Source organism: Candidatus Binataceae bacterium (assembly GCA_035508495.1).
Classification (GTDB): Bacteria; Desulfobacterota; Binatia; order Binatales; family Binataceae; genus JASHPB01.
In genome coordinates, this window is the sequence record DATJMX010000049.1 from 25,940 (window position 1) to 50,385 (window position 24,446).

The 24,446-nt window shown below is 61.8% G+C and carries 26 protein-coding genes and 1 pseudogene; 17 read left to right on the forward strand and 10 right to left on the reverse strand.

All coding sequences use genetic code 11. The features are described 5' to 3' along the window. Window positions 1-10 precede the first annotated feature (10 nt). Window positions 11-250 (reverse strand): hypothetical protein, encoded by a 240-nt coding sequence (locus VMA09_15830; GenBank protein HUA35079.1) that lies wholly within the window; start codon window positions 248-250, stop codon window positions 11-13. Window positions 251-265: 15 nt separating this feature from the next. On the opposite strand from VMA09_15830, the gene VMA09_15835 reads away from it, so the two are divergent. Then, window positions 266-748, forward strand: a complete 483-nt coding sequence (locus tag VMA09_15835; GenBank protein ID HUA35080.1) for an Hsp20/alpha crystallin family protein — start codon at window positions 266-268, stop codon at window positions 746-748. Window positions 749-860: 112 nt separating this feature from the next. Here the strand turns inward: VMA09_15835 and VMA09_15840 are convergent, their stop codons facing one another. From VMA09_15840 to VMA09_15850, 3 genes are all read right to left on the reverse strand, one after another. Beyond that, window positions 861-1,667, reverse strand: coding sequence for a TraR/DksA C4-type zinc finger protein (locus VMA09_15840; protein ID HUA35081.1), 807 nt, complete (start codon window positions 1,665-1,667; stop codon window positions 861-863). Window positions 1,668-1,787: 120 nt separating this feature from the next. Next, window positions 1,788-1,964, reverse strand: a complete 177-nt coding sequence (locus VMA09_15845) for a fructose 1,6-bisphosphatase (GenBank protein ID HUA35082.1) — start codon at window positions 1,962-1,964, stop codon at window positions 1,788-1,790. 90 nt (window positions 1,965-2,054) lie between these two features. Beyond that, a complete protein-coding gene (locus VMA09_15850; protein HUA35083.1) occupies window positions 2,055-2,366 on the reverse strand; it encodes a fructose 1,6-bisphosphatase in 312 nt (103 codons plus the stop codon). Window positions 2,367-2,480: 114 nt separating this feature from the next. Between VMA09_15850 and tpiA the strand changes: the two genes are divergently transcribed. Further along, window positions 2,481-3,281, forward strand: a complete 801-nt coding sequence (tpiA, locus tag VMA09_15855) for a triose-phosphate isomerase (protein ID HUA35084.1) — start codon at window positions 2,481-2,483, stop codon at window positions 3,279-3,281. Here tpiA and VMA09_15860 read toward each other — a convergent pair whose 3' ends face one another. Beyond that, a complete protein-coding gene (locus tag VMA09_15860) occupies window positions 3,282-5,684 on the reverse strand; it encodes a phosphoketolase family protein (protein HUA35085.1) in 2,403 nt (800 codons plus the stop codon). A 225-nt stretch (window positions 5,685-5,909) separates the two neighbouring features. Between VMA09_15860 and VMA09_15865 the strand changes: the two genes are divergently transcribed. Genes VMA09_15865 through VMA09_15895 form a run of 7 tightly spaced genes read left to right on the forward strand, consistent with a single transcriptional unit; the run spans window position 5,910 to window position 12,279 of the window. Next, window positions 5,910-7,220 (forward strand): acetyl-CoA hydrolase/transferase C-terminal domain-containing protein, encoded by a 1,311-nt coding sequence (locus VMA09_15865; protein HUA35086.1) that lies wholly within the window; start codon window positions 5,910-5,912, stop codon window positions 7,218-7,220. Window positions 7,221-7,278: 58 nt separating this feature from the next. Further along, window positions 7,279-8,433, forward strand: coding sequence for a 4Fe-4S dicluster domain-containing protein (locus tag VMA09_15870; protein ID HUA35087.1), 1,155 nt, complete (start codon window positions 7,279-7,281; stop codon window positions 8,431-8,433). Window positions 8,434-8,438: 5 nt separating this feature from the next. Next, window positions 8,439-8,900, forward strand: coding sequence for a cyclic nucleotide-binding domain-containing protein (locus tag VMA09_15875; protein ID HUA35088.1), 462 nt, complete (start codon window positions 8,439-8,441; stop codon window positions 8,898-8,900). Window positions 8,901-8,906: 6 nt separating this feature from the next. Next, window positions 8,907-9,749, forward strand: coding sequence for an FAD/NAD(P)-binding protein (locus VMA09_15880; GenBank protein ID HUA35089.1), 843 nt, complete (start codon window positions 8,907-8,909; stop codon window positions 9,747-9,749). A 1-nt stretch (window position 9,750) separates the two neighbouring features. After that, on the forward strand, window positions 9,751-10,545 hold the full coding sequence (locus tag VMA09_15885; protein ID HUA35090.1) for a hypothetical protein: 795 nt from the start codon (window positions 9,751-9,753) through the stop codon (window positions 10,543-10,545). After that, on the forward strand, window positions 10,526-11,809 hold the full coding sequence (locus tag VMA09_15890) for a Ni/Fe hydrogenase subunit alpha (GenBank protein ID HUA35091.1): 1,284 nt from the start codon (window positions 10,526-10,528) through the stop codon (window positions 11,807-11,809). The genes VMA09_15885 and VMA09_15890 overlap by 20 nt, the downstream gene beginning before the upstream one ends. Next, window positions 11,806-12,279 (forward strand): hydrogenase maturation protease, encoded by a 474-nt coding sequence (locus VMA09_15895; GenBank protein HUA35092.1) that lies wholly within the window; start codon window positions 11,806-11,808, stop codon window positions 12,277-12,279. The genes VMA09_15890 and VMA09_15895 overlap by 4 nt, the downstream gene beginning before the upstream one ends. A gap of 38 nt (window positions 12,280-12,317) precedes the next feature. Here VMA09_15895 and VMA09_15900 read toward each other — a convergent pair whose 3' ends face one another. Beyond that, window positions 12,318-13,508, reverse strand: a complete 1,191-nt coding sequence (locus VMA09_15900) for a hypothetical protein (protein HUA35093.1) — start codon at window positions 13,506-13,508, stop codon at window positions 12,318-12,320. Between the two features lie 159 nt (window positions 13,509-13,667). Here VMA09_15900 and VMA09_15905 point away from each other — a divergent pair, with 159 nt between their 5' ends. Further along, window positions 13,668-14,582 (forward strand): LLM class flavin-dependent oxidoreductase, encoded by a 915-nt coding sequence (locus tag VMA09_15905; protein HUA35094.1) that lies wholly within the window; start codon window positions 13,668-13,670, stop codon window positions 14,580-14,582. A 9-nt stretch (window positions 14,583-14,591) separates the two neighbouring features. On the opposite strand, the gene VMA09_15910 is transcribed toward VMA09_15905, so the two are convergent. Continuing rightward, on the reverse strand, window positions 14,592-15,302 hold the full coding sequence (locus VMA09_15910; protein HUA35095.1) for a DUF4410 domain-containing protein: 711 nt from the start codon (window positions 15,300-15,302) through the stop codon (window positions 14,592-14,594). Window positions 15,303-15,479: 177 nt separating this feature from the next. On the opposite strand from VMA09_15910, the gene VMA09_15915 reads away from it, so the two are divergent. The 5 genes and pseudogenes from VMA09_15915 (at window position 15,480) to VMA09_15935 (ending at window position 19,202) form a co-directional block, all read left to right on the forward strand. Beyond that, complete coding sequence (locus VMA09_15915) at window positions 15,480-16,400, forward strand: hypothetical protein (protein ID HUA35096.1); 921 nt, start codon at window positions 15,480-15,482, stop codon at window positions 16,398-16,400. 7 nt (window positions 16,401-16,407) lie between these two features. Next, window positions 16,408-17,310, forward strand: coding sequence for a hypothetical protein (locus VMA09_15920; GenBank protein ID HUA35097.1), 903 nt, complete (start codon window positions 16,408-16,410; stop codon window positions 17,308-17,310). Between the two features lie 26 nt (window positions 17,311-17,336). After that, on the forward strand, window positions 17,337-17,477 hold the full coding sequence (locus VMA09_15925) for a hypothetical protein (GenBank protein HUA35098.1): 141 nt from the start codon (window positions 17,337-17,339) through the stop codon (window positions 17,475-17,477). 12 nt (window positions 17,478-17,489) lie between these two features. Beyond that, window positions 17,490-17,900: pseudogene (locus VMA09_15930) on the forward strand (redoxin domain-containing protein). Window positions 17,901-17,981: 81 nt separating this feature from the next. After that, window positions 17,982-19,202: a CaiB/BaiF CoA-transferase family protein gene (locus VMA09_15935; protein ID HUA35099.1), complete on the forward strand. Its 1,221-nt coding sequence runs from the start codon at window positions 17,982-17,984 to the stop codon at window positions 19,200-19,202. Between the two features lie 7 nt (window positions 19,203-19,209). Here VMA09_15935 and VMA09_15940 read toward each other — a convergent pair whose 3' ends face one another. The 3 genes from VMA09_15940 to VMA09_15950 all read right to left on the reverse strand — a co-directional run bounded on the left by VMA09_15940 (window position 19,210) and on the right by VMA09_15950 (window position 22,746). Continuing rightward, window positions 19,210-19,863: a CADD family putative folate metabolism protein gene (locus VMA09_15940; GenBank protein ID HUA35100.1), complete on the reverse strand. Its 654-nt coding sequence runs from the start codon at window positions 19,861-19,863 to the stop codon at window positions 19,210-19,212. A 76-nt stretch (window positions 19,864-19,939) separates the two neighbouring features. Further along, complete coding sequence (locus tag VMA09_15945; GenBank protein HUA35101.1) at window positions 19,940-21,331, reverse strand: amidase; 1,392 nt, start codon at window positions 21,329-21,331, stop codon at window positions 19,940-19,942. Window positions 21,332-21,351: 20 nt separating this feature from the next. Then, entirely contained in the window at window positions 21,352-22,746 is a 1,395-nt protein-coding gene (locus VMA09_15950; GenBank protein HUA35102.1) for an amidase, read from the reverse strand. Between the two features lie 130 nt (window positions 22,747-22,876). Here VMA09_15950 and VMA09_15955 point away from each other — a divergent pair, with 130 nt between their 5' ends. Both VMA09_15955 and VMA09_15960 read left to right on the forward strand, forming a co-directional pair. After that, complete coding sequence (locus tag VMA09_15955) at window positions 22,877-23,338, forward strand: hypothetical protein (GenBank protein HUA35103.1); 462 nt, start codon at window positions 22,877-22,879, stop codon at window positions 23,336-23,338. A gap of 9 nt (window positions 23,339-23,347) precedes the next feature. Continuing rightward, window positions 23,348-24,247 carry an MBL fold metallo-hydrolase gene (locus VMA09_15960; protein ID HUA35104.1) on the forward strand — a complete coding sequence of 300 codons (900 nt, stop codon included), beginning with the start codon at window positions 23,348-23,350 and terminating at the stop codon, window positions 24,245-24,247. Window positions 24,248-24,446: the final 199 nt, after the last annotated feature.

The following is a 24,446-nucleotide window of genomic DNA, read 5'->3' on the forward strand; positions in this document are numbered from 1 at the left end:
GCAGGGAAAGTTAGCGATTGCGTGTAATAATGTCAAAGAACGCCAATATACCAATTGCCGCAAATGCTTCCGCGCTGCGACCGATGGCGCCGCAATGCCACTGCTTCGAAGTGCGCAGGCGACGCGCCGATAGGCGACAAACTTGTGGCGCCGATCGAAACAAGGCGCTCGAATGATTGGCCGCGCCGCTGAGCTTTTCGATGGCATCCTGATTGCTGATGCTCAGCCGCACTACGCTGCCAAAAAACAAATGAGGTTTACGACGATGGCACTTCTTGAAAAATGGAACCCTTCGCGCGAGATCGAGCGCTTTCGCCGCGAGTTCGATGATCTGCTTGAAAAAGTAGGCTTCGAGCGCGGCGGCTCGTTCCTCAAAGACTGGGACTCAATGGCGCTGAAGCCGGCGCTCGAGTCATTTGTCGATGGCGACAAGTTCACGGTGCGGATAGAACTGGCCGGTATCGATCCGAAGAACGTCGACATCAAGGTCGCCGACGGAGTGCTGACGGTTAAGGGCTCGCGCGAACAGAAGATCGAAACCGAAAGCAAAAAGCGCGACTTCTTCCGCCGTGAGATTCGTTACGGGACGTTTGAGCGATCGGTCTCACTTCCCGAAGGAATGAAGGCCGAGGATCTCAAGGCGATCTATCATGACGGAATCCTCGAGCTGAGCGGTCCGATGCCGAAGGAATCCGCGCCCAAGGAAATAAAGATCGAAATTCAGCACAGCGAACCGAAGCAAGAGTAGGCCAAAGATGGCGCCGAAGCGCCGCATGGGCGGACGCGTGCTACGCCCGTTCTGATAGTAACCTCGTCCGCAAAAAGCGGGCGAGGTTATTTTCAGAGATCTGGGCGGAGCGTTATCGCCGGGGCGATTTCTTTCTTGCAGTGGATTTCTTCGCCACGATCTTTTTCTTCGCGAGCGGCTTGGCGCGCGCGGCGATCTTTTTCCCGGCCGGCGCCTTCCTTTGCGCAGCCGCACTCTTTTTAAGAGCAACCTTCTTTTTCGTTGTAGCCGCTTTCTTCGCTGCGGCCTTCTTCTTCGCGGCGAGCGCCAAAGGCGCGAGTTTTTTCGCGATTGGAGCGGCTTTCTTCAATACCGAGGTCTTCTTCCTGGCCGCGGCCTTTCTTACGCTGCGGCGCCGGGGCTCGGCGATCGCTGCGGGGACAAAGTTCTCTCCGGCAAGGTCCGATGCGCGGCGATCGGGCTCTTCGAGCGGCTCCTTGTCGCCGAGCCGACTCTCGATACCCTCGGGCGGCTGCCATCGACTTTCGAATTCCCGGCTCTCTTCGCCCGGTGCGCGATCCTCGCGCTGAATTCCGACGCACTTGCCGCAGAGTTCAGCGAAAGGCATCGCCTTCAGCCGCTCGAGCTCTATCTCGTTTTTGCACTTGCGGCAGATACCGTAGGTCCCGTCGTCGAGGCGCTTCAGCGCTTCGTGGATCTCCGTGAGCCGATTTTCGGCGCGATCGATCAACGCGGCGTGGAGCTCGAGGTCCTCGTCGGCGCGGGCCTCATCAAGTGTGTCGCCCGGGTCCTCGGAAACATCGCCGGAGCGATCCTCACGCAACGCACGTACCCGGTCGGTTTCCTTGATGCGGAGGTTGGTCAGAAGGTCGCGCAGAACCTGCCGCCGCTGGCTGCCTTCCTGGTTGGAATCTTTCATGAGGCCTTTCTTCCCTTCGAGGTTGGATAAATGCGGAGAGGCATCAGACCCCACAATAGCAGCGTGACCGCGGACATGAACACGCCATGCCGCGGCCACCGAGACCGAGACCAGGTTTTTTCAGGCAGCCTTGCTCGTCCCCGGCTGCTGGCGAACGGCGAAGCGTTGGTCGAGCTGATTCATCTTGTCGACGACGCCACCGTACTCCAGCTCCGAGTATGACAGCATCGCCGGACCGGAGAAGCCTTGCATGCGAATCTCGGCAGCCTCCTGGGAGGCGTTATTGCTTCCGCACATCGTGCCCGCGACGTAATGCGCAGGCGATAGGGCTGAAGAATCTCGCCCGTGGCGGGGAAGTTGCCCTGGGCGCGTACTAGAGCCACCGGATCATCCTTGCCCGTGTACTTGCTCGCGATGTTGTGGAGGCGCGAGGTCCATACCCACTGCGGCGATCTCGTTGGTTGCACGGCTGTGTACGGATTCGACGACGAAACGCTCGTTGTCACGCAGCAGGCAGGCGATATCGTAGAGCTCTTTGAGTGCGCGGAATTGAATCACGCGATCGCCCTCGGCGTAGCTCACGTCCATGATCGTGTAGCTGTAGCCTTTCGCAATCGCGGGTGAGAGCAGCAGGCCTGCACAGTACCGCGCGCCCGATCGATACGTTTTGTGGCGCCGAAGGAGCCAACTTCTGGTCACGCGAAAATCGACGACCGTGCTCGAACGACGGAATTTCTCGGCGTTACGCCCTGCACCGATGGCATGCTTGCTGCTGAATGACCTCGCCAGGGCGGCTGGAAGTCGGATAACAAAATGCCATCAGAAACCATACAGAGCGCGCGCCGACGAATATTTGTCGGCAACTGGAAGTTGAATCTTACGGCGCCCGAGGCGCGCGCACTCATGGTCGCACTCCGAAAGCAAATCGACGGCGAATCGGCACGACTCGCGCGAGATCGCGACCTGGTCGTGGCGCCGCCCAATCTGGCGCTGCCTGCCGTCGCGCAGGAACTTGCCGGATCGTCGATTCAGCTCGGCGCGCAGAACATGTATTGCGAGGATCGCGGCGCCTTCACCGGCGAAGCCTCGGCGCCGATGCTGAAGGTGTTCGGCGTTACGCACGTGATCGTCGGGCACTCGGAGCGCCGCAACGTTTTTCACGAGGACGACGATCTTACCAATCGAAAACTGCGCGCCGCGCTACGCCACCGGCTCACGCCGATTCTCTGTGTCGGTGAGCATCTCGCGGATCGCGAACGAGGCCGCGCACTCGAGGTCGTGCTGGGGCAGGTCGAGCGCGGGCTGAGCGAGGTCGACGATCTCGATATCGCGCGCGTGGTTATTGCCTACGAGCCGGTTTGGGCCGTCGGCACCGGCCGCAACGCCAAGCCGGGCGACGTCGAACTGATTCACGGCTCGATTCGAGGCGCGTTACTTGAACGCTATGGCCGCGCCGTCGCCCACGCGACGCGAATCGTTTACGGCGGCAGCATCACGGCCAGCACTATCGACGCGGTGCTGGCGCGCGACAACGTCGACGGTGTGATCGTCGGCGGCGCCAGCCTCCAGGCCGATTCGTTCGCGCAAATCATCCGAAGCGCAATGCTCCAGTGATCAGAGCTCGAACGGCCACTTCCAGTCGGTGATCTCCGTTTTGTCCGTGCCTTGGTCGGCCGCATGCCGGAGATGCTCGCTGATCTGATCCTTGAGCCATTCCTTGAAGTGCGCGGCGACCGAGCGCAGACGCGGCACGCGATCGATTACGTCAATCGCCAGGTTGAAGCGGTCGGTCTGGTTGTGAATGGCGAGCTCGAGCGGCGTGTTGATGCTGCCGAACTCCTTGTAGCCGCGCACGTGCAGGTTGTTGTGATTGGCGCGCCGGTACGCGAGCTTGTGAATCAGCCATGGATAACCGTGGAAGTTGAAAATCACCGGCTTGTCGGTTGTAAACAAGGTGTCGAAGTCGCGATCGCTCATGCCGTGCGGATGCTCCGCCGAAGGCTGCATCCTGAACAGATCAACAACATTGACGAAGCGCAGCTTGATGTCGGAAATATGCTCGCGCAGTAGCGCCACCGCCGCCAGCGCTTCGACCGTGGCGACATCGCCAGCGCTGGCGATGACTGCATCGGGTTCCGCACCCTGGTCATTGGATGCCCAGTCCCAAAGCCCGATGCCTTTCGTGCAATGGTTCACCGCTTCATCCATCGTAAGGAACTGCAGATGCGGCTGCTTATCGGCAACGATCACGTTGACGTAGTCGACGCTGCGCAGGCAGTGATCGGCAACCGACAGCAGGCAGTTCGCGTCGGGTGGAAGGTAGATGCGTGTGACGAGTGGACTCTTGTTGGTGAGCACGTCGATGAAGCCGGGATCCTGATGCGTAAAGCCATTGTGGTCCTGCCGCCAGACCGTCGAGCTGATCAGGATGTTAAGCGATGAGACCGGCCGCCGCCATTCGACTTCGATGCGCGCTTTTTCCAGCCACTTCGCATGCTGATTCACCATCGAATCGACGACGTGTGCGAACGCTTCGTAGGTCGCGAAGACCGCGTGCCTGCCAGTGAGAAGATAACCTTCGGCCCAGCCCTCGAGCGTGTGCTCGCTCAGCATTTCCATCACACGGCCGTCGACGGAAAGCTCGCTGCCGTCGAGATCTTCAGGTCTCATCTCGGCGAGCCAGGTTTTCTTGCTCGCCTGGTAGATCGCCTGCAACTTGTTGGAGGCAGTCTCGTCGGGACCGAAAACGCGAAACGTCTTCATGTTGTCGCGCATCACGTCGCGCAGGAACTCGCCCATGACCTGAGTGCTGGATTCCTGTGATTGCCCGGGCTTGGCGAAATCCACCGCGTATTCGCGAAAATCCGGCAGCCGCAGCGGCGTGCGCAAGAGCCCGCCGTTGGCGTGAGGATTGTCGCTCATGCGCCGCGTTCCGGCGGGCGCGAGTTTCTTGAGCTCCGGAATCAGCCGCCCCGATTCATCGAACAGTTCCTGCGGCCGATAAGAACGCATCCACGATTCGAGTGCCGCAAGATGCGCCGGATTGGTTGTCACATCCAGGATCGGCACCTGGTGCGCGCGCCAGAAACCCTCGATGCGATGTCCGTCGAGCTCCTTTGGCCCGGTCCAGCCCTTGGGCGTGCGCATCACGATCATCGGCCAGCGCGGGCGCCGCGCCTCGCCGCTGGAGCGCGCTTCGTCCTGGATGCTCCTGATCTCCGCGATGCAGTGCTCGAGCGTCGCAGCGATCTGCTGATGCACCTGCGCTGGATCGTCGCCCTCGACGAAATACGGCGTGTAGCCATATCCGACGAACAGGCTTTCCAGCTCCTGGTGCGGAATTCGCGCGAGCAAGGTTGGATTGGCGATTTTGTAACCGTTCAAGTGAAGGATCGGCAGCACAGCGCCATCGCGGATCGGATTGAGGAACTTGTTCGAATGCCACGACGTCGCCAGCGGTCCCGTTTCAGCTTCGCCATCGCCAACGACCGGTACCACGATCAGGTCGGGATTATCGAACGCGGCGCCATATGCGTGCGAGAGGCTGTAGCCGAGCTCCCCGCCTTCGTGAATCGAGCCTGGAGTCTCGGGAGTGCAATGACTGCCGACTCCGCCCGGAAACGAAAAGAGCCGGAAGAAATGACGCAGCCCTTCGAGATCCTGACTGCGATCCGGATAGACCTCCGAATAAGTACCTTCGAGGTATGCGTTCGCGAGGACGGCCGGCGCACCGTGGCCCGGTCCGGAGATGTACATCATGTTGAGATCGTACTTCTTGATGAGCCGATTGAGATGCACCCAGACCAGCGACTGCCCCGGATCCGATCCCCAGTGGCCCAGCAGGCGCTTTTTGATGTGCTCGACTTTGAGTGGTTCGCGCAAGAGCGGATTATCACGCAGATAGAGCATCCCGACGCAGAGGTAATTGCACGCGCGCCAGTAGGCATCGATCGCACTCAATTCTTCGGCACTGAGGGGAGACTTGGCGAGATTCGCGCTTGGATCTTCCTCGTACATAAAGATCAACTCCTGATTTCGAAAGCAGATTCTTTGGATGAGCCGATCGATCGACTAACGCATCTAACCTCACCGCATCGCCCCATTAGGGTCAACGAAAAAGAAGTGTATCCGATCGATACACTTAAACTGCCTGTGGTCATTAACACAACGTGGAATTCGGAATGATCAAACTGGCACGCATATAGCTAACTCGAGTAGAAATCTCCCGCAGAAAGGGCACCCATGTACGAGGCTGAATACAAATCCAGGCTGATGACTGCTGAGGCCGCCGTCGCACTTATTCCCAAGCGTGGCAACCTTTCGATGGGAATGGCGATCAGCGAACCCCCTGCCCTGCTTATGGCTCTCGAAGAGCGCATCAAGGCGCACGAGATCGAGGAGCTGCGCGTTTACTATTCGCATTCGGTCGCAGCGGCGGCATTCACGATCCTCAAATACCAGTACATGAACGTGATCAAACCGCATCCGTTCTTTCCCACCATCGTCGAACGCACGCTCGCGGAGCAGGGCCTGCTCGACAATCGGCGCGTCATCTCCTACATGCCCGGGAACTTCAGCGCGATGCCGCGGACGCTCGAGCAGATCGGAATCGACGCCTTCGTCGTGATGGTCGCGCCGATGGACAAGGGCGGATTTTTCAGCTGCGGGACCAACGGCGATTACACCGTGCCGGCCGCGCGCGCGGCAAAGAAACTCATCATCGAGGTCAATCCGAAGATGCCGCGCGTGTTCGGCAACTGCGCGGTGCATATCTCGGAAGTCGATGCGATCGTTGAAAATGAGAGCCCGCTATTTTCAGTTCCTCCCCGCCCGGGCACCGAGACCGACGAGGCAATTGCCCGCCACATTGTCGAGCTGGTGCCGGATCGCGCGACGCTCCAGATCGGGGTCGGCGGCGTGCCGAACGCCGTCTGCAGCGCGCTCAACAATCACAAGGACCTCGGCATCCACACCGAGTTGATGATGCCCTCGCTGGGGGCGCTGATTCAGTCGGGCGCAGTCACCAACAAGTTCAAAAATGTCAACCGGTATAAAAACGTCTACACTCTGGCGGCAGGCGACGCGGCTTTCTATGAGCTGCTCAATGACAACTCGAGCATGGAAGCTTACCCCGTCGACTACGTGAACGACGCGCACGTGATCGCGCAGAACGATCGGGTCGTTTCACTCAACGCGTTCCTGGAAGTCGCGCTCGACGGCGCCGTAAACTCGGAATCCGTGATGGGCAGACAATACAGCGCGCCGGGTGGCCAGCTCGACTTCGTGCGCGGCGCTCAGCTCTCGCGAGACGGTAAATCGATTCTCGCCGCCTACTCGACGGCCGGCAAGGGCGCGATATCCAGGATCGTCCCGCGCCTCGAAGGCCCGACGACGGTGCCGCGCGCCGACACCCAGTACATCGCCACCGAGTTCGGCGTCGCTAACCTGCTCGGCAAGTCGATCGCCGAGCGCGCCGAAGCACTGATCAGGATCGCGCATCCAAAGTTCCAGGATGAGCTGCTGCATAGCGCGAAGCTGCTGGGCTACCGCTGAAGCGACCGGCAATTAAATTTTGCGCAAACGGTTTGCTAGCCGTATGATCGCGGCGCCTATGGACGCGGACACACATCGGCCTCGCTACCTGAACTCAGCGAATCTTGAGCCGCTAATTGGCGCGCTGGCCGCCGACGGCTACCAGGTCGTCGGACCCACCATCAAGGAAGGCGCGATCGTCTATGGCGAAATCAAATCCCAAGCTGATCTGCCGGTAGGATTTACTGACATCCAGGAGCCTGGCCGCTATCGCCTCGAAAAGCGCCGCGACGCTGCCATATTCGGATACGCCGTCGGTCCGCATTCCTGGAAGAAGTATCTCCATCTCCCAACGCTGCGCCTCTGGTCGGCCAATCGCAGCTCCGACGGCCGAATCACACTGGAAGACGGCGACGGTGAAGCACCGCGCCTCGCATTGCTTGGCGTCCGCGCCTGCGAGCTGGCCGCGATCGCGATCCAGGATAAAGTGCTGACCGCCGGCGCGTCGGTCGATACACACTACGCGCGCCGCCGCGCGAACATCTTTATCGTGGCCGCCAACTGCATCGTCGCCGGCGGCACCTGCTTCTGCGCCTCGATGAATACCGGACCGCAGGTGCGCGGCGGCTACGATATCGCGCTCACCGAATTGATCGATGGAAGCTCCCACGGCTTTCTCGTTGAAGCTGGCAGCGCAGCGGGCGCGCGCATTCTGAGTCGCATCTCGAGCGACGAAGCTGGCGAGGATCGAATCACCGCGGCTCGCGAGGTAGTCGCGAAAACCTCGCAGCAGATGGGCCGCACGCTTGATACCGCCGAAATCAAAGATCTGCTGTACGCAAACCTCGAGCATTCGCGATGGGACGACGTCGCCAGCCGATGCCTCGGGTGTACGAACTGCACCATGGTCTGCCCGACCTGCTTTTGCACGACCGTTGAAGATCACGTTGACCTGACCGGCAGCACCGCCGAGCGCGTGCGCCAATGGGATTCCTGCTTCACGCTCGATCACTCCCATGTTCACAGCGGCAGCGTTCGCAACTCGCTGCGATCGCGCTACCGTCAGTGGATGACGCACAAGCTCGCCTCGTGGATCGACCAGTTCGGCAGCTCGGGATGCGTCGGATGTGGCCGCTGCATCACCTGGTGTCCAGTCGGAATCGATATCACCGAAGAGGCGGCGGCAATTCGCGCGTCCGACCTGCGAACGAGGGCGAAGGGCCGCGCCGTGTAGGTGGCATGGAAGATCTGAGCCGCATCATCCGCAGCCATCCGTTCGTCCATGGCCTCGACGACGCGAAGATCAAGTTTCTCACCGGCTGCGCTGCCAATGTTCGGTTCGGCGCGGACAAATTTCTCGTTCGCGAAGGCAGCGATGCGAATGCTTCGTTTCTGATTCGCAGCGGGCGAGTGGTACTGGAAATCGATGTTCCAGGGCGCGGCGCCAAGCAGATTCAGACCGTCGAAGAAGGCGAAGTGCTCGGATGGTCGTGGCTGTATCCACCCTATCGATGGCAATTCGATGCGCGCGCGGTGACTCCCGTTCGCGCGATCCAGTTCGACGGCGCGTGCCTCAGGAACAAGTGCGAAGCCGATCACGATCTCGGTTATGAAATCGTGAAGCGGCTGCTTTACCTGGTGCATCAGCGGCTCGAACGAACGCGCCTCCAACTGCTCGATGTGTATCGCTCGGATCGCTAGAGCGCCATGGACAGCCTCGTAAACTTGTCGCTCGATCCGATGACGCCGCGCTTCCTCGAAGTCCGGCGTGTCATTCGCGAAACTGCCGACACTGTCACGCTTCAGCTTCACGATCCCGAGGCGCGCACGTTCAAACCCGGGCAGTTCAACATGCTGTACCTGTTCGGCGGCGGCGAAGTTGCGATCTCGATGAGCGGTGAGCCCGCAACTCCCAGCAAGCTCGTGCATACGATTCGCGCCGTCGGCTCGGTCACCAGGCCGCTCGCGGACTTGCGGCGCGGCGCGATGGTCGGCGTGCGCGGACCCTTCGGCAGCGCGTGGCCGCTCGAAGAAGCGCAGCGCCGCGGATGCGATCTGCTTCTGCTCGCCGGCGGAATCGGCCTCGCGCCGTTGCGTCCCGCGATTTACACAGTGCATCGCAATCGCGATCGCTACGGACGCATGACGATACTCTACGGCGCACGAAACCCCGCCGATCTTCTTTACGACAAGGAAGTCGCCGGATGGCAGCAGCCGCGCACTCACCTGCGGACGATCGTCGATCACGGCGACCTCGCATGGCGCGGCCGCATCGGCGTGATCACCGAGCTGCTGGCCGAGGCGAGCTTCGATCCGCTCGAGACGATCGCTCTGATGTGCGGCCCCGAAGTCATGATGCGTTTCGCCGAGCGCGAGCTCAGCCGCCGCGGGATGCCGCGCGAGAACATCTTCATCTCGCTCGAGCGCAACATGAAATGCGCGCTCGGCTTCTGCGGCCATTGCATGATGGCGGGATCGTTCATGTGCAAGGATGGTCCGGTGTTCCGCCTGAGCGACATCGCGCCGTTCTTCGGCGTGCGGGAGCTGTAAATTGAGCAACGGTCGGAAATCGCGGCGGCCGCGACTCGCAGTCTTCAAGTTCGCATCGTGTGATGGCTGCCAGTTGAGCCTGCTGGACTGCGAGGATGAGTTGCTCGCGCTCGGCGAGTCGATCGAGATTGCTCATTTCCTCGAAGCCACGCGCCGGACGATCCGCGGCCCATATGATCTGACGCTCGTCGAGGGCTCGATCACGACGCCGCACGACGCGCAGCGAATCCGGCGCGTGAGGAGCGAGTCGCGATTTCTCGTCACGATCGGCGCCTGCGCGACCGCGGGCGGAATCCAGGCGCTGCGCAATTTCGGCAACGTAAAGGAATTCGCGTCGCTCGTTTACGCACGCCCCGACTACATCGAAACGCTCGCGACCTCGACCGCGATCGCCGATCACGTTGCGGTCGATTTCGAGCTCCATGGATGCCCGATCAACAAGCGCCAATTGCTCGACGTGATCAGCTCATTTATCAATGGCCGCAGCCCGCAAACTCCGGCGCACAGCGTATGCGTCGAATGCAAGCGGCGCGGCACAGTCTGCGTCATGGTCGCGCACGGCACGCCGTGTCTCGGCCCGATCACTCACGCCGGATGCGGCGCGCTCTGCCCGTCGTTCGCGCGCGGATGCTACGGCTGCTACGGCCCCGACGAAGCACCCAACGTGCCGTCGCTCATGAACGCCTGGGCGCAACTTTCGACGCCGCCCGACGCGATCAAACGCGTACTGCGCACTTTCAACGTCAACGCACCCGCGTTTCGCCGCGCGCACTCACATGAAGACGATCAAAGTTAACTACCTGGCGCGCGTCGAAGGCGAAGGCGCGCTGCGTATCCGCTTCCGCGGCGACCAGGTGCGCGACGTCGAGCTCAGGATCTTCGAGCCGCCGCGCTTTTTCGAGGCGTTCCTGCGCGGGCGCCATTTCGCGGAAGCGCCCGATCTCACCGCGCGCATCTGCGGAATCTGCCCGGTCGCCTACCAGATGAGCGCGTGCGCCGCCGTCGAAGATGCACTCGCGATTCGTGTCCCGGATCACATCAGCGATCTGCGCCGCCTGATCTATTGCGGTGAGTGGATCGAAAGCCATTCGCTGCACATGTTCATGTTGCACGCGCCCGACTTTCTCGGTTTCGACGGCGCGCTGGAGATGGCGAAGTCGCATCGCGATGCGGTCAGCCGCGGCCTTGCGATCAAGCGCGCGGGCAACGAGCTGATTCGCACGCTGGGCGGCCGCGAAGTTCATCCGATCAACGTTCGCGTTGGGGGCTTCTACTCGCTGCCCGCGCCTGCCGAGCTGCGCGCGCTCATCCCGAATCTGACGGCCGCGCGCGAGAGCGCACGCGAGGCGCTCGAATGGATGTCGCACTTCGAGTTCCCGGAGTTCGAACGCGACTACGAATTCGTGGCGCTCCGCGGCGAGCGCAACTATCCGTTTATCGGCAATCGCTTGCAGTCGAACAAGGGCCTCGATATCGGGGCGAACCAATACGACGAGGCTTTCGAGGAGCGCCAGGTGTCACACTCGAATGCGCTGCAGTCCGTGATAAAAGCGCGCGATCACTACGTATGCGGTCCGCTCGCGCGCTTCAATTTGAATTTCGATCTTCTCACCAAAGTGGCTTCCGAGGCTGCCCGGGGCGTTGGCCTCGCCGCGCCTTGCCGCAATCCGTTCAGGAGCATCCTCGTGCGATGCATCGAGACCATCGAAGCGCTCGAGCAGGCTATAACGATTATTGAAAACTACGATGGTAAAGGCGCCGCGCACGTCGAGGCTAAGGCTCGCGCCGGCACCGGTTACGGTCTCAGCGAGGCGCCACGCGGCACGCTTTACCATCGTTACAGGATCGATGAGGCGGGCCTGATCGACGACGCCAACATCGTTCCGCCAACCTCGCAGAACCAGCCGTCAATCGAGGACGACCTGCGCGAGATCGCGCCACGCATGCTCACGCTCGATCACGCCGAGGCGACGCGGCTCGCGGAGCGCGCGGTCCGCAACTACGATCCCTGCATCTCCTGCGCAACGCATTTTCTGAAACTCACGATGGAACGCGAATGAACCGCCCGCGCGCGAGAATTATCGGCATCGGCCAGGACACCGCCGGCGATGATGGCGTCGGAATCGCCGTCGCCCGGCACCTCGGCACCCTCGAGGTGCCCGCCGATATTGAGATCATCGAGCGCGCCGAGCCGTCGGCGGCGATCGATCTTCTAAGCGACGGAATAAAGCAGGTGGTCTTCATCGATGCGCTGGTTGACGGCGCCAAAACCGGCCGGGTCGTGGAGATCGATCCGTCACAACACAACGCCGCAGACGGGCGGCCACTCTCGACGCACGGCATTGGCCTGCTCGAAGCAATCGAACTCGCGCGCACCCTCGATCGGTCGGCGATGCCGCAACGGATCACGATCGTCGGCATCACGATCGAACGACCCTCTCGATACCGCGCAGAAGTCTCAGCGCCGGTTGCGGCCGCGATTCCAATTGCGGCAAAACTCGCGCTGGGCCAGCTCGGGATAGCGCGCTGACCGATGAGCCGACGCCGAAGTCGTGCAGGACGCCGGAATCATTTGGCTCTTTCTATCGATACACGGCCGACTTCGCTGATGGTTGTGCCCTGCGAGCTCGACTTCATTGCTTCGAACGTCGCGAGGTAGTCCTGTTCACCGATTGTGAAATGCAGCGGGCGATCGACCGCTGAGTAGTGGAAATTGTGACCCTGGTAGTAGTTCGTGAGTGCGGCGGCGACGGCGCTGCTCGACCCGGCCATCGCAGCCTGCTGGCCCTGGCACTTGAGGCGTTCGATCATATCGTCGCTGTCGCATGCCGTGACGACAGGTTCCAGCGTGATTTGACTAATCGTGAGATCGGCGCCCTCGCATCGCACAGCGGTATTGTATGAGATCGGTCCCATCACGAGCTGCCCAGTCGCCGTCATCGTGTTGTCGCCGCCCGCGACGCGCACGTTTTTCGCCACCATCGTTTGCGCCATGCCCTCGACCTGGATCGGCACCTCGTATTGCGGCGCGTAGATGCGCAACAGATCGTTGATGAAGCCGTATTGCGCGTCGGCAAGGAGGTTGGCTCCAGCGGGAACACCGGCAATCTCGCGGCTGAGCGACGCATCGGGAGTTAGATAGTCCTCGAGATTGACGATCTGACCGGCGTCAAAAATCGCAACAAGAATTGTTGAACCCGAAAATCCCACTGCCGCATCGAAGCGGTATTGATCGCCCGGCGGCGGGAGCAGTTTCAGATTCGAGGTTGGATACGTCGCAAGTCGACTCAATCCCGTGAGCGCAGGCGCACTGAAGCCGGGCTTGGCGGCTTGGGCGGAGTTGGAAAGATCGAGCCGCAGTTGCCATGGTGCCCAAGTCACGTGGGCCCGGATCGCTTGCAGCCCGTCAGGCCCACCTGGCATCGCGATCGCGCGCGCGGCAATCGTTGGCAGCGTTTGGTTGCAATCAGCCGGCGCGAGTACCGGCGAGAAAGGCGTCCCTTGATTCGGCGTTACGATTCCGATCGCGTTGGCACCGCCGTGCCTGTCCGACCCACAGTACACAAGCCCTACGATGCGTACTGTCTGGCCACCGGGCACCTGCACCGTCATGGGCACGAGCTGGCGCGTAACGCTCGGGATCAGTTCAGGCAGGAGCACGGCGCGCATCAGCGACCGCGCCTGGGCGTGCGCGAGCGAAGCTCCAAGGGTGACGAGGAACATCGGGATCAAGAAGAACTTCAGGCGCATCCGCTTCATCGCATCTCCAGCAATCTCGCCGCCGGGCTTGAAACCGGAGCAATGAAATTCTACAGGGTTAACGGCGCGACGGCGGGATCCCGAGGTTTCACTCGCTGGAACTTTTCGGCGGTTTTCCGCACTATCGCACGCATCGGTTTTCGGCACGGAGGACTTTCAATGGCATCAATTGACTTCGGCGCGACGCTTCCCTCGATCAAGAACATCCCGGATTTCGCGTGCAAGGCGGAAGCGTTTGGCTTCGACTACCTCGGCTCCGGCGAGCACATGATGTTTCACGGACCGGTCCCGAATTCGCTGATTGGGCTTTCGGTCGCGGCCGGCGCGACGACCAAGATCAAGCTGATGAGCACCGTGGTGCTGCTCCCGCTCTACACGCCGATGGTGGTGGCCAAGATGACCGCGGCGCTCGATGTTGCCTCTAACGGCCGCTATCACATGGGGATCGGAATCGGCGGCGAGTTCCCGAAAGAATTCGAGGCGTGCGGCGTTCCGGTCAAGCAGCGCGGCTCGCGCACCAACGAGGCGCTCGAGGTCGTGACGAAACTGTGGACCGAAAAGAAGGTCAAGTTCGACGGTAAGTACACCACCTTCGATGGCGTGACCATCGATCCACAGCCCGTGCAGAAACCGCATCCTCCAATCTGGGTCGCCGGCCGCAAGGAGCCTGCGATGCGCCGCGCGGCGACATACGGCGATGGATGGCTGCCGTACATGTACACGCCCGAGATGCTTCACGAGAGCCTCGAGAAAATAAATCAGTTCGGCAAGGAAGCGGGGCGCGACATGAGCAAGTTCCGCCCCGGACTTTTCATCTTCGCGTCGGTTTATCCCGATCGTGACGAGGCTCGCGAGCAGGCGGCGCGTGCACTCGGCAAGAACTACGCGCAGGACTTCACCAAGATCGCGGGACGTTACGCGCTGTACGGAAATCCCGACGATTGCCGCAAGCGGCTCACGGAATATGTCGATGCCGGAGCGCGCACGATCATGGTGAGCTGGGCCTGCCGCCAGGACGATATCGAGGCCAATATGAAGCTTATCGCCGAGGAAGTTGCCCCGGCGTTTCGCTGAGCGCAGTCGTCAGCTCACCCATCCGCGGGCCTGGAATCTGATCTTGAGCTGCGCCGCGATCTTGTCGGCGGTCGCCTTCGCGCGTCCCTCGACGGTGTTCCTGCCGCTCGCTTCGCCGTAAACTTTCATTCCGCCCATGACGATCACGCCGATGGGATTGCCGGTCGCGATAGCGAGCGCCGCCGGCGCGACCATGCCGGGAGTTTTGCTGCCCGACGCGTTGAGCTCGCCCTGCCCCATTTTTTTCCATCCGGTTGGAGTCACCGCGAAGCCTTCGACGATAGTGTCGAGTTCCGATGCACCGGCGCCGAATCCGACGATGAAGCGCTTGGCCGCGCCGCCGTTGTCAACCGAAACCAGATAACCGCGGATGACGCCGTCTCCGATCTGCGGGCGCGAGCCGGGTGCGGCGAGAGTCGCAGACATGCCCATCGCATTGATGTCGGCGACCAGCTGTGTGGCAATCTGAGCGCCGAGCTCGCGGCCTTCCTGTTCCTCCTCCGCGGTCATCGGTTTGGTTGGCGCGCTCGTCTGACCACTCAGCGAAGAATCCGACGGCACCTCCGACGGATTTGCCACGAACGGGTAAACCCAGATCATGTTCGGCCGCTGAACGTGGCCGGAGACCATCGGCGTCTGGTTGCTGACGGTGGTGGTGGCACAGCCGGCGAGGACGATCAACAATAAAGGCAGCGAAAGCCTACGAATTGTAGATTTCATCGCGAATCCTCCCTCCGGGCGCATTCGTTCGATTGGCGAAATGGCGTTGCGCGCGCACCATAACGTATCGCGCGGTATCAGCCTAGACTTACTACCTTGGTTCAATAGGACGACGACGGTTCTTCGACTATATTTTGCAGCGTCTGTGATCTTGGATAATCGCGGGGGAAAGCGACGATGGCAAAGGCTGAAAGAGCACAGGTTGTGAACGATCCGCAGAGTCAACGCGTCAAACAGGGCTCCTACAGCGACGGGCATCCGCTCGATACGGTCCACTATCTCGAGTGCAAGCTGATCCTGAAACCCGACCGCTTCACGGCACCGCCGACGTTTCACGATTTCGGCAAGGTCGTCGGCCGCACCGCGAAGGACATGGACATCGAATTCTCTACCGACGAGTTCAAAGGAACGCGGCCTAAAATCCGCGAGGTCATTTTCCTCGACAGCAAGGATTTCGCGCTCTACAACCACTCGTTCATCCTGCGCCGGCGTATCTCATACGAGGACGGCTTTCCGATCGGTAATCCGGAGATAGTCTTCAAGTTCCGCCATCCGGACCTTCAGACCGCCGCCGACATGGACGTCCGTCCGAATGTCCTTGGCGAGTACAAGGTCAAGTTCAAAGCCGAGGCGCTGCCGCTCAAGGACAAGATTGGCGGCGCTCGCCTGCTGTACTCGCACAACGTCGAGTTCGAGTTGCAGCGCGACATGCACGGCACGTCGTTGGCACAGCTCGCGGAATTCTTTCCCGCGCTGAACAATTTGAAGAAATCGGCCAGGAAGATCGATCTCGTGAATCACACGATCGTCGAGGAGGTTTTGCAGGACCTCGGCGTGCTCGACTTCGGCAAGGGCGTGACCGCGAAGTCCAACGCCGCTCTATGGCGCGAGCGCGGCGATCACAAGCTGCTCATCGGCGAGTTTTCTTTCGAGTGCAAGTTCAAGCGCTTCGACGACCTGCACGACAAGGCGCTCGACCGCGTGCGCAAATTCTTCATTGAAGTGCAGAGCGCGGCGGCTGACTGGATTTCGCTCGGCACCACCAAGACCGGGATCGTTTATCGCCTCAAGGGCAACCCGCCGCAAAGCCACGAGTAGGAGCCGCGTGCAAATCCGCAAATTCCTGAACCTCGCTCGCGCCTTGTCGATTCTGCTCGCAGCCTGGGCGTTCACTTGCGCAATGCCAGCTCATGCCGCGGACATCCTGAGCGGCACGGCGACCGCGTCGCTCAACAAGGACGGTAAGCATCTCTATCTGCACGCGGGTTCGCACAACTTTGAGCTCGCGCAATTCGAGGATCACCGCGCGACGCGAACGGTGGTAGTCGAAGGCGCCGTCGAGCATAAACTGCTTGTCAACGACGATATCGGCGCCAACGGCGATCAGACCGGCACAGTTAGCCTCGTCATCCATCCGATCGTCCAAGGCGAATTCGGCTCGCCGCTGGTCTCGCGCACAATGCCGGGTGACGAAATCAAGCTCGACTCGCCCGAAGGCATCACCGTGATCACTTACGGATGCTGTGCCGAAAGCAGCGCCAGGGACGAGCTGAATCTTGGCACGCTGAAGACGATGTACGTAAGCTCCGAGGGCGCGCCATTCACGACCTACACGATCCTCGGCAAGCCCGCGCGCGGCCGGCTGATCGCGCTCTACCTCACATTGACGCCCGTGGATGACGAGGTGCTGGGCAAGGATCGGTCTGCCGTCGGCTTGATCACGCTCTCCGGCGAGGGCGACACGCTGCAGCGAATCCGCGTGCATCTGAAGGAGAAGGCCGCGCGTGACACCGCGATGAACTGGTCGCTCGAAGCGGGATGGCAAGGCACCACGGGCAAGCTCGACAATCATACGGTCATCGATCCGTCCAAGCCTGCCGCACCGCCCATCTACGAATGGAAGATCGACGATACGAACGCGATTGCGCTTCCCCTGCACAACGATCGGCTCGACATCGCCGCGGCAAAGCTTCCGCCCGATGTGACGCTGGAATCGCTGAAGCCGTGAGCGCTCCGCGCTGCTAGGATGATCGCATGACAGAGCAGCCGACGATAAAGAGCGGCGACGTTGCGCCCGACTTCGAGCTAATCGACAGCGCGAATACGCCGCGACGGCTCTCAGAGCTGACACGCGATCGGCCCTGTGTCGTGATTTTTTATCGCGGGCACTGGTGACCTTTCTGTCTCCGCCAGTTGGCGGACCACGCGGCCTCATACGATGCCTTCGTTGCGGCTGGTGTCGAGGTAATCGCGATCTCAGTCGATCCGCCAGGGCGATCGGCGACGGTGCGCGATGATCTCAAGATTCGCTTCCCAATCCTGTCGGACCCCACGCGCAAGACGATCATCGGATGGGGCCTGCTCAACGCGAACGAGAAAGGCGGTATCGCGATTCCGGCGACGTTCGTCGTCGATCCCGGCCTGCGCGTGCGATTCTCGTCCGCCGAGGAAATCGCGCGACGAGTTCCGGCCAGTGAGATGCTCGACTACATCCGCGGCGCAACGAATCCCAGGATGCGCGGGGTCAACCCGGGCGTCATGTTCATCCGCGCGATCGGCAACGCTTTCCGCCACGGCGTGCGCGTAAAACGCAGCTAGACCTACGCGCGGCGCTTTAAGATCGAACGCCGCCGTATTAAGAAGTTCTTACGGATGCGTCCTGCCGCGGAGGTTAAAATCGTGGAAGAAAAAGGTTTGCTGTCGGGAATTCGCGTGATCGATTGCGCGACGTATGTCGCCGGACCAGCGGCCGCGACGATCATGTCGGATTTCGGCGCCGAGGTGATCAAGATCGAACGGCCCGAGGGCGACCAGTGGCGCAACTTCTCGCTCCTGCCCGGCACCGCCAAGTCCGAACACGACTGGTGCTGGCTCCTTACCGCGCGCAACAAGAAAAGTCTCGGGCTCGATCTATCGCGGCCTGCCGGGCGCGAGGTGCTGAACAATCTCGTCAAGACGGCCGACGTATTCGTCACCAATTACCAGACACCGATCCTGAGCAAGTTCCATCTGACGTGGGATGAGCTGCGGCCGCTCAACGAGCGCCTCATCTACGCGCATATCACCGGCTACGGCGACACCGGCGACGATGCCGAGATGCCGGCCTTCGATGCGTTCGCATACTGGGCGCGCTCGGGCCTGATGATGAGCGTGACCGGGCGCGACGGCACTCCGGGTCAGGCGCGGCCGGGCATGGGCGACCATCCCACGGCATCCGCGCTTTTCGGCGCGATCATGCTGGGGCTCTACAAGCGCGAGCGCACCGGCCGCGGCACGAAAGTCAGCACGTCGCTGATGGCAAGCGGCGCGTGGGCCAACGGATGCGACCTGCAGGCGAAGTTCTGCAAGGCCGAATTTCCGCAGGCGACACCCGGCGCGAAGCATCCGGCGAATCCGCTCGCGGGCGGATATATCAGCGCAGATGGCAAGATCGTGCTGCTCGCGCTGCTCGATCCGAAGAATGAATTTCCGCGGCTGTGCGCGGGCCTTGGGATGCCCGAGCTCGCGACCGACGAGATGTTCTCGACCAATGCAGCGCGCACCGAGCACGCAGCGGAGCTCCACGCGTTGCTGCAATCGCAGTTCGAATCGCGCACACTAGCCGAGCTGCGCAAGATCTTTCACGAGTACGACGTGAAGTGGTCGCCGATCCCGCTGCTCGACGATGTCGTGGCGGATCCGCAGCTGCGCGCCTCGCAGGCGGTGATCGATCTCGACTTGCCCGGCGGAACGATCGAGACCATCAACAGCCCGATCTTCATCGAGGGTAGCCCGAAGCGTAAGCCCGCGGCCGCTCCTGCGATCGGCGCGAACACGCGCGAAGTGCTGGCTGACCTCGGCTATTCCGAAGGCGCGATCGAAGCGATGATCAGGTCAGGCGCGGCGCTCGCGACCGAGTGAGCCGTGCTCACATCGAGTCGAGCATCGACCACAGCGCGGTGAGCGCGCGATCGGCGCCGTAGACCGCGGCCAGGCGATCGGCATCGCTCGTCGCGTGACGCGCGATCAACGCCGCATCGGTTTCGGCGTGCATCTGATCCGCCTGCTCGTGAGCGGCGAAGAACTCAAGCCCGCGTTCGTCGCTGATTCCGTATGACGTGCGCAGGCCGTCGATCTTGGCGATCGCAATTGCGGGAATCTGCGATTCATAGACGTAAAGCGCGGCGAGTCCGCCCGCGAGCGGCGCCGTCGCCGCAACACTCAAATAGGCATCGACCAGTTCACGCGCGGCGGGCGATGGCGCAGCCTCGGTCACCGCTTCGCGTGACACACCGAGCGCCTCGGCGAAGCGCAGCCACAGCTCGGGATGGTTTTCCGTGCCGCGCTCTTCCTCGATCAGGTTTTCCAGCAGCGCCTGGCGCGTCGCCAGATTGGTGCATCGCGAGTGAAGCGCACTTAGATAGCGCGGGAACGCCTCGACGTGCGGGTAGTAACGAATCGCATAGTGGCGCAGGCGCTCGAGCGGCAGCGTGCCCGCCGTCCAGGCCTGGTAAAACGGATGGCGCAGCAGGCTGCGCTCCGCGGTCATCTCATCGAGTATCGCGATAACATCACGCGACATCAGGAACCTCCGACGCGCTGACAAACGGCGCGTGCGGCAATAATGAGGAAGCGCCGAACGTGAGGCAATCGGGGGGTCAGCCAATCGGAGGCCGATTCTGCTGGAAAGGGCGCGCCTCCTCGAACTGCGCCGCGATCGAGATCAAACCGGCTTCGTCATAGGGCCGGCCCACGACCTGGAACGCCAGCGGCAGGCCGCTTTTCGTGAAGCCGCACGGAATCGAGACCGCGGGCTGGCCAGTCGAGTTGTAGGGGAACAGGAATGCGTTCCACGAGTAGATTTCGTCGGCCGCCGCTTCGATCGACGACGGCAGCGTGCCGACTCTCATCGGCGGCCGCGTGAGGGTCGGGGTGAGCAACGCGTCGTACGGAATCAGAGCCTGCACGATCTCGCGCGCCAGGTTCTGAAGGCTGGCAAGCGCGCGCAGATATTCAGCCGCGCTGATTTTCTTGCCCCAGTCGTAACTCGCGCGCACGACGGGATCGAGCAGGTCGGGATTTTCGATTTGGAGCGCCGAGACCGACGAGCCGATCACGGTGCGCGTATACCGATTGATGAGACTTGGATCGAGCTCGATTGGCTCAATCGTGTGACCCAACTCGCGCATCGTCGCGCATGCGGATTCGAACGCGCCCAGCACTTCGGAATCGGCGACGCCGAGAACTGACTTCGTGATCGCGGCGAAGCGAAGTTTACTTGGGAGGGTCTTCAGAGCGTCGACGAACGGCCGCGCCGGCGCAGGCGCGCGATAAAAATCGCCGTCAGCCGATCCCACCATCGCATCGAACATCAGCGCGCCATCGCGAACCGAGCGCGCGATCGGACCCATCGTCGAGAGCCCACCCCATCCTTCGGCCTTCTCCGGCGCGAACGTGACGCGGCCGCGCGACGGCTTGATGCCGAACAGGCCGCAGCACGCGCACGGGATGCGAATCGATCCGCCGCCGTCGCTGCCCTGCGCAACAGGATGCATCCCGGATGCGACGGCAGAGGCCGCTCCGCCGCTCGAACCGCCCGAGGTGTATTCAGGATTCCACGGGTTGCGCGCCGGTGGGCAGAGCCCGCCTTCTGTCGTCGGGCGCAGACCGAACTCGGGCGTGCTGGTTTTGCCGAGTAGGATCCCGCCGGAATTGGCGAGCCGGATCGCCAGGTCGGCATCCTGCGGCGCATGCCAGTTCTCGAAGTTCTTCGAGCCGAACGTCGTGCGGATCTCTTTGGTCCAGAGCAAATCCTTGAGTGAATAGGGAACGCCGAAGAGCGGCAGCTTCGCCGCTTCGTCGCGGCTGAGTTTTTCGAGACGGTCGGCGTCGGCCAGCGCGCGCTCGGGCGTGATCGTGATAAACGCGCCAAGTTGCGGATTCAGCTTTTCGACGCGCGCGAGAAAAAACTCGGCGACCTCGCGCGGCCGCAGCTCGTGCTTCAGAACGAGCGCGCGCAGTTCCGTTGCTTCGATAAATGGATCGATCATCACAACTGCCTCATCGCGAGTTAATCAAGTTGCGGATGCTTGTCCTTCCACGGGCGCGCCTGCTCGAACTGCGCGGCGAGCCCGATGATCGTCAGCTCGTCGGCGGGACGCCCGACAATCTGCAGCCCGATCGGCAGACCATCTTTCGAAAATCCATTCGGCAGCGAGAACGCCGGCTGACCGGTGGCGTTGAATGGGAACGTGAACGGCAGCCATTCGAACAGCTCCTCGAACTTCTCGGGGCTCGACGGCAGGCTGCCGAGCTTCACCGCGGGCCGCGACAGCGTCGGCGTGATAATCGCGTCGTAGGGATGCAACTTCTGGATGACCTCGCGCGCGAGATTATGCATTTGCATCACAACGTTGATGTACTCGCTCGCAGTGACGTTTTGTCCGGCTTGCCACGTGGCGCGCACGACCGGGTCCATCAGTTCGGGATTCTCGACAGGAGTCGAGGCGACGCCTGCCACAATGAGACGCGAGACGGCATCGGCGAGAATCGCGGCCGGATCGACGTCGAGCGGCTCGACGCGATGGCCCATCGACTCGAAGGTCTTGGCGGCGGACTCGAGCGCGGCGACGGTTTCAGGATCGACTTTGGCGGTTGAGGTTTTCGCGATCATGCCGATACGCAGCTTACGCGGCGGCGGCGCCAAGACTGCCGCCTCGAACGTGGTCGCAGGGGCAGGCGCCCAGTAAGGATCGCCGATCGTCGGGCCGTGCATGACATCGAGCATGATTGCGACGTCTTTCACGGTGCGGCCGATCGAACCCGAGGTGGCGAATCCCGCCCACGCCTCGCCCGCAATCGGCGAATAGCTGATTCGGCCGCGCGATGGCTTGAGGCCGACGACGCCACAGCACGCCGACGGGATCCGAATCGAGCCGCCGCCGTCGCTGCCCTCAGCGAGCGGCCCGAGGCCCGCGGCTACGGCAGCGGCAGCGCCGCCGCTTGATCCTCCCGCGGTGTGCGCCAGGTTCCACGGATTACGAGCCGGTGGGCATAGCCCGCCTTCGGTCGTCGGACGCCCGCCGAACTCCGGCGTCGCGGTCTTGCCGAGCAGGATCCCGCCTGCATTGCGGAGCTTCACGACGTAATCGGTATCGACCGGCGGGATGAAATTCTCGTAGTTCTTCGACCCCATCGTGGTGCGGAGATCTTTGGTCCACGTGAGATCTTTGAGCGAATAAGCGACGCCGTAGAGCGGGCATTGGCGCGCCTGCTCGGGGCTCATCTTCGCGATTCGCTCGGCGTCGGCCGCGGCATGCTGCGGCGCGATCGTCATGAAGGCGCCGAGCCTGGGATTGAGCTTTTCCGTGCGCGCGATGAAAAAATCTGCGACCTCGCGTGGGCTGACTTCTCTTTTGATTACGAGTTCGCGCAACTCGCTGGCGCTGATCCATGGACTAAGCATCGAGAGGCTCCTGCGGCCGCGGCCGGATGCTGCTTGATAGCTCAAAGCATCGTAGCGCGCCAATTCCACGCAGCATCTGTAAAAAAGATGCTGGTCAGATTAGGCTTTAATCCAGGGGACGGGGGTCGCCTTGGTACGAAATAGTATTCTGTGGATTCACGCCGGCGCGGGCGCGATTTGGATCGCTGCGTGCGCGTGTTTTGTGATCGCGGGCCTCGCGATCGAAGACGGCACCAGCGAACAAAGTGACTTCGTGCGCCGCACGATCGGCAGTATCAATCGGCTCGCGAGCGTGGCCGCGGCGATCGTGATCGTGACCGGCGCAGCCAATATCGTTTTCTACTCCATGATGCATGATCACATGCGCGCCGCGTTCGTGTTCGTACTGACAGCCAAGCTTGCTATCTTCGGGGTGATGGCGGCGGCGCTCGCAATCACAGTGCGCGCGGCGACACGTGCGCGTGGAATGCTCGTGGTCGGCAATCGCGGCGCGTTGCCCGGCGCAATCAGACGCATGGTGCGGGCGCACTTCGCGATGGTGGCGCTTGGCAGCGTCGCGCTGGTGCTCGGACTCTGGCTCTCGGGAACCTAAGGGCGGCAGATGGCTGAAGCTCCTCCCAAAATCGAGGTCGGCGAATTCACGATCGCGTTTCTGAGCGATGGCCTCTGGCGCAACGACGGCGGATGCATGTTCGGCGTCGTGCCGCGCGAGTTGTGGAAGCGCGATTATCCGCCCGACGAGCAGAATCGCATCCGGCTCAACCTCACCTGCCCGCTAATCATGAAAGGCAGCGACGCGATTCTGGTCGATACGGGAATCGGCAACCGGCTGACCGAGACGGAGCGCAAGATCTTCGCCCATCGCGACGGATGGCTGCCAGATCATCTGCGCGCGCTCGGCATGGAGGCGGGCGACATCACCCACGTCGTCGCGTCGCATCTTCATTTCGATCATTGCGGCGGCGCGATCCGGCGGCGCGCGTCGGGCGTGCTCGAAACGTCGTTTCCACGCGCCCGCTTCATCGTGCAGAAAGGCGAGCTCGACACCGTCGCGCATCCCAACGAACGCTTGCGCGGCGCCTATCGTCACGCCGACGAGATTCTCGCGACGGTGCGCGATCAAGTCGAGGCGATCGAAGGTGACCTGGAGATTGTTCCCGGCGTGCGAGCGATCGTGACTGGCGGACATACTCACGATCACCAGGTTGTGGTGGTGAGCGGCGGCGGCCAGGGCTTCGTGCATCTGGCGGATATCGTGCCGACCAGGTCGCACATGCGCGGCGCGTGGAATCAGTCCTACGATCTCGATGCGCTGCGGACGATGGAGCAGAAGGCCCACTATCTAGGTCGCGCTGTGGAGCGCGGATGGTGGCTATCGTTCGCTCACGATGACCAGGCGTTCGCAGCGAAAGTCCAGAGCAACAACGGGCGGCTGGCGCTGGGCGAAACGGTGGCGGTGCCCGCGCGGATGTACGATCAAGCAGAAGCCTCGGCTACCTGAGAGACGCAATCAACGACTTCAACAATCTCGCGCGCGCATGTGGACAGCGCGTGGATATCGTTTCGCGTTTTCTTCATCATTTACTTGTTGCTGCTGCACCGGAGGGTTATACTTTTTTTCAGCATGGGCTTTTTCAGATCTCTCGCAGCCCGGCACGGAGTCGTCATCTTCCGCGACACTTCTTTCATTTTCACACGCC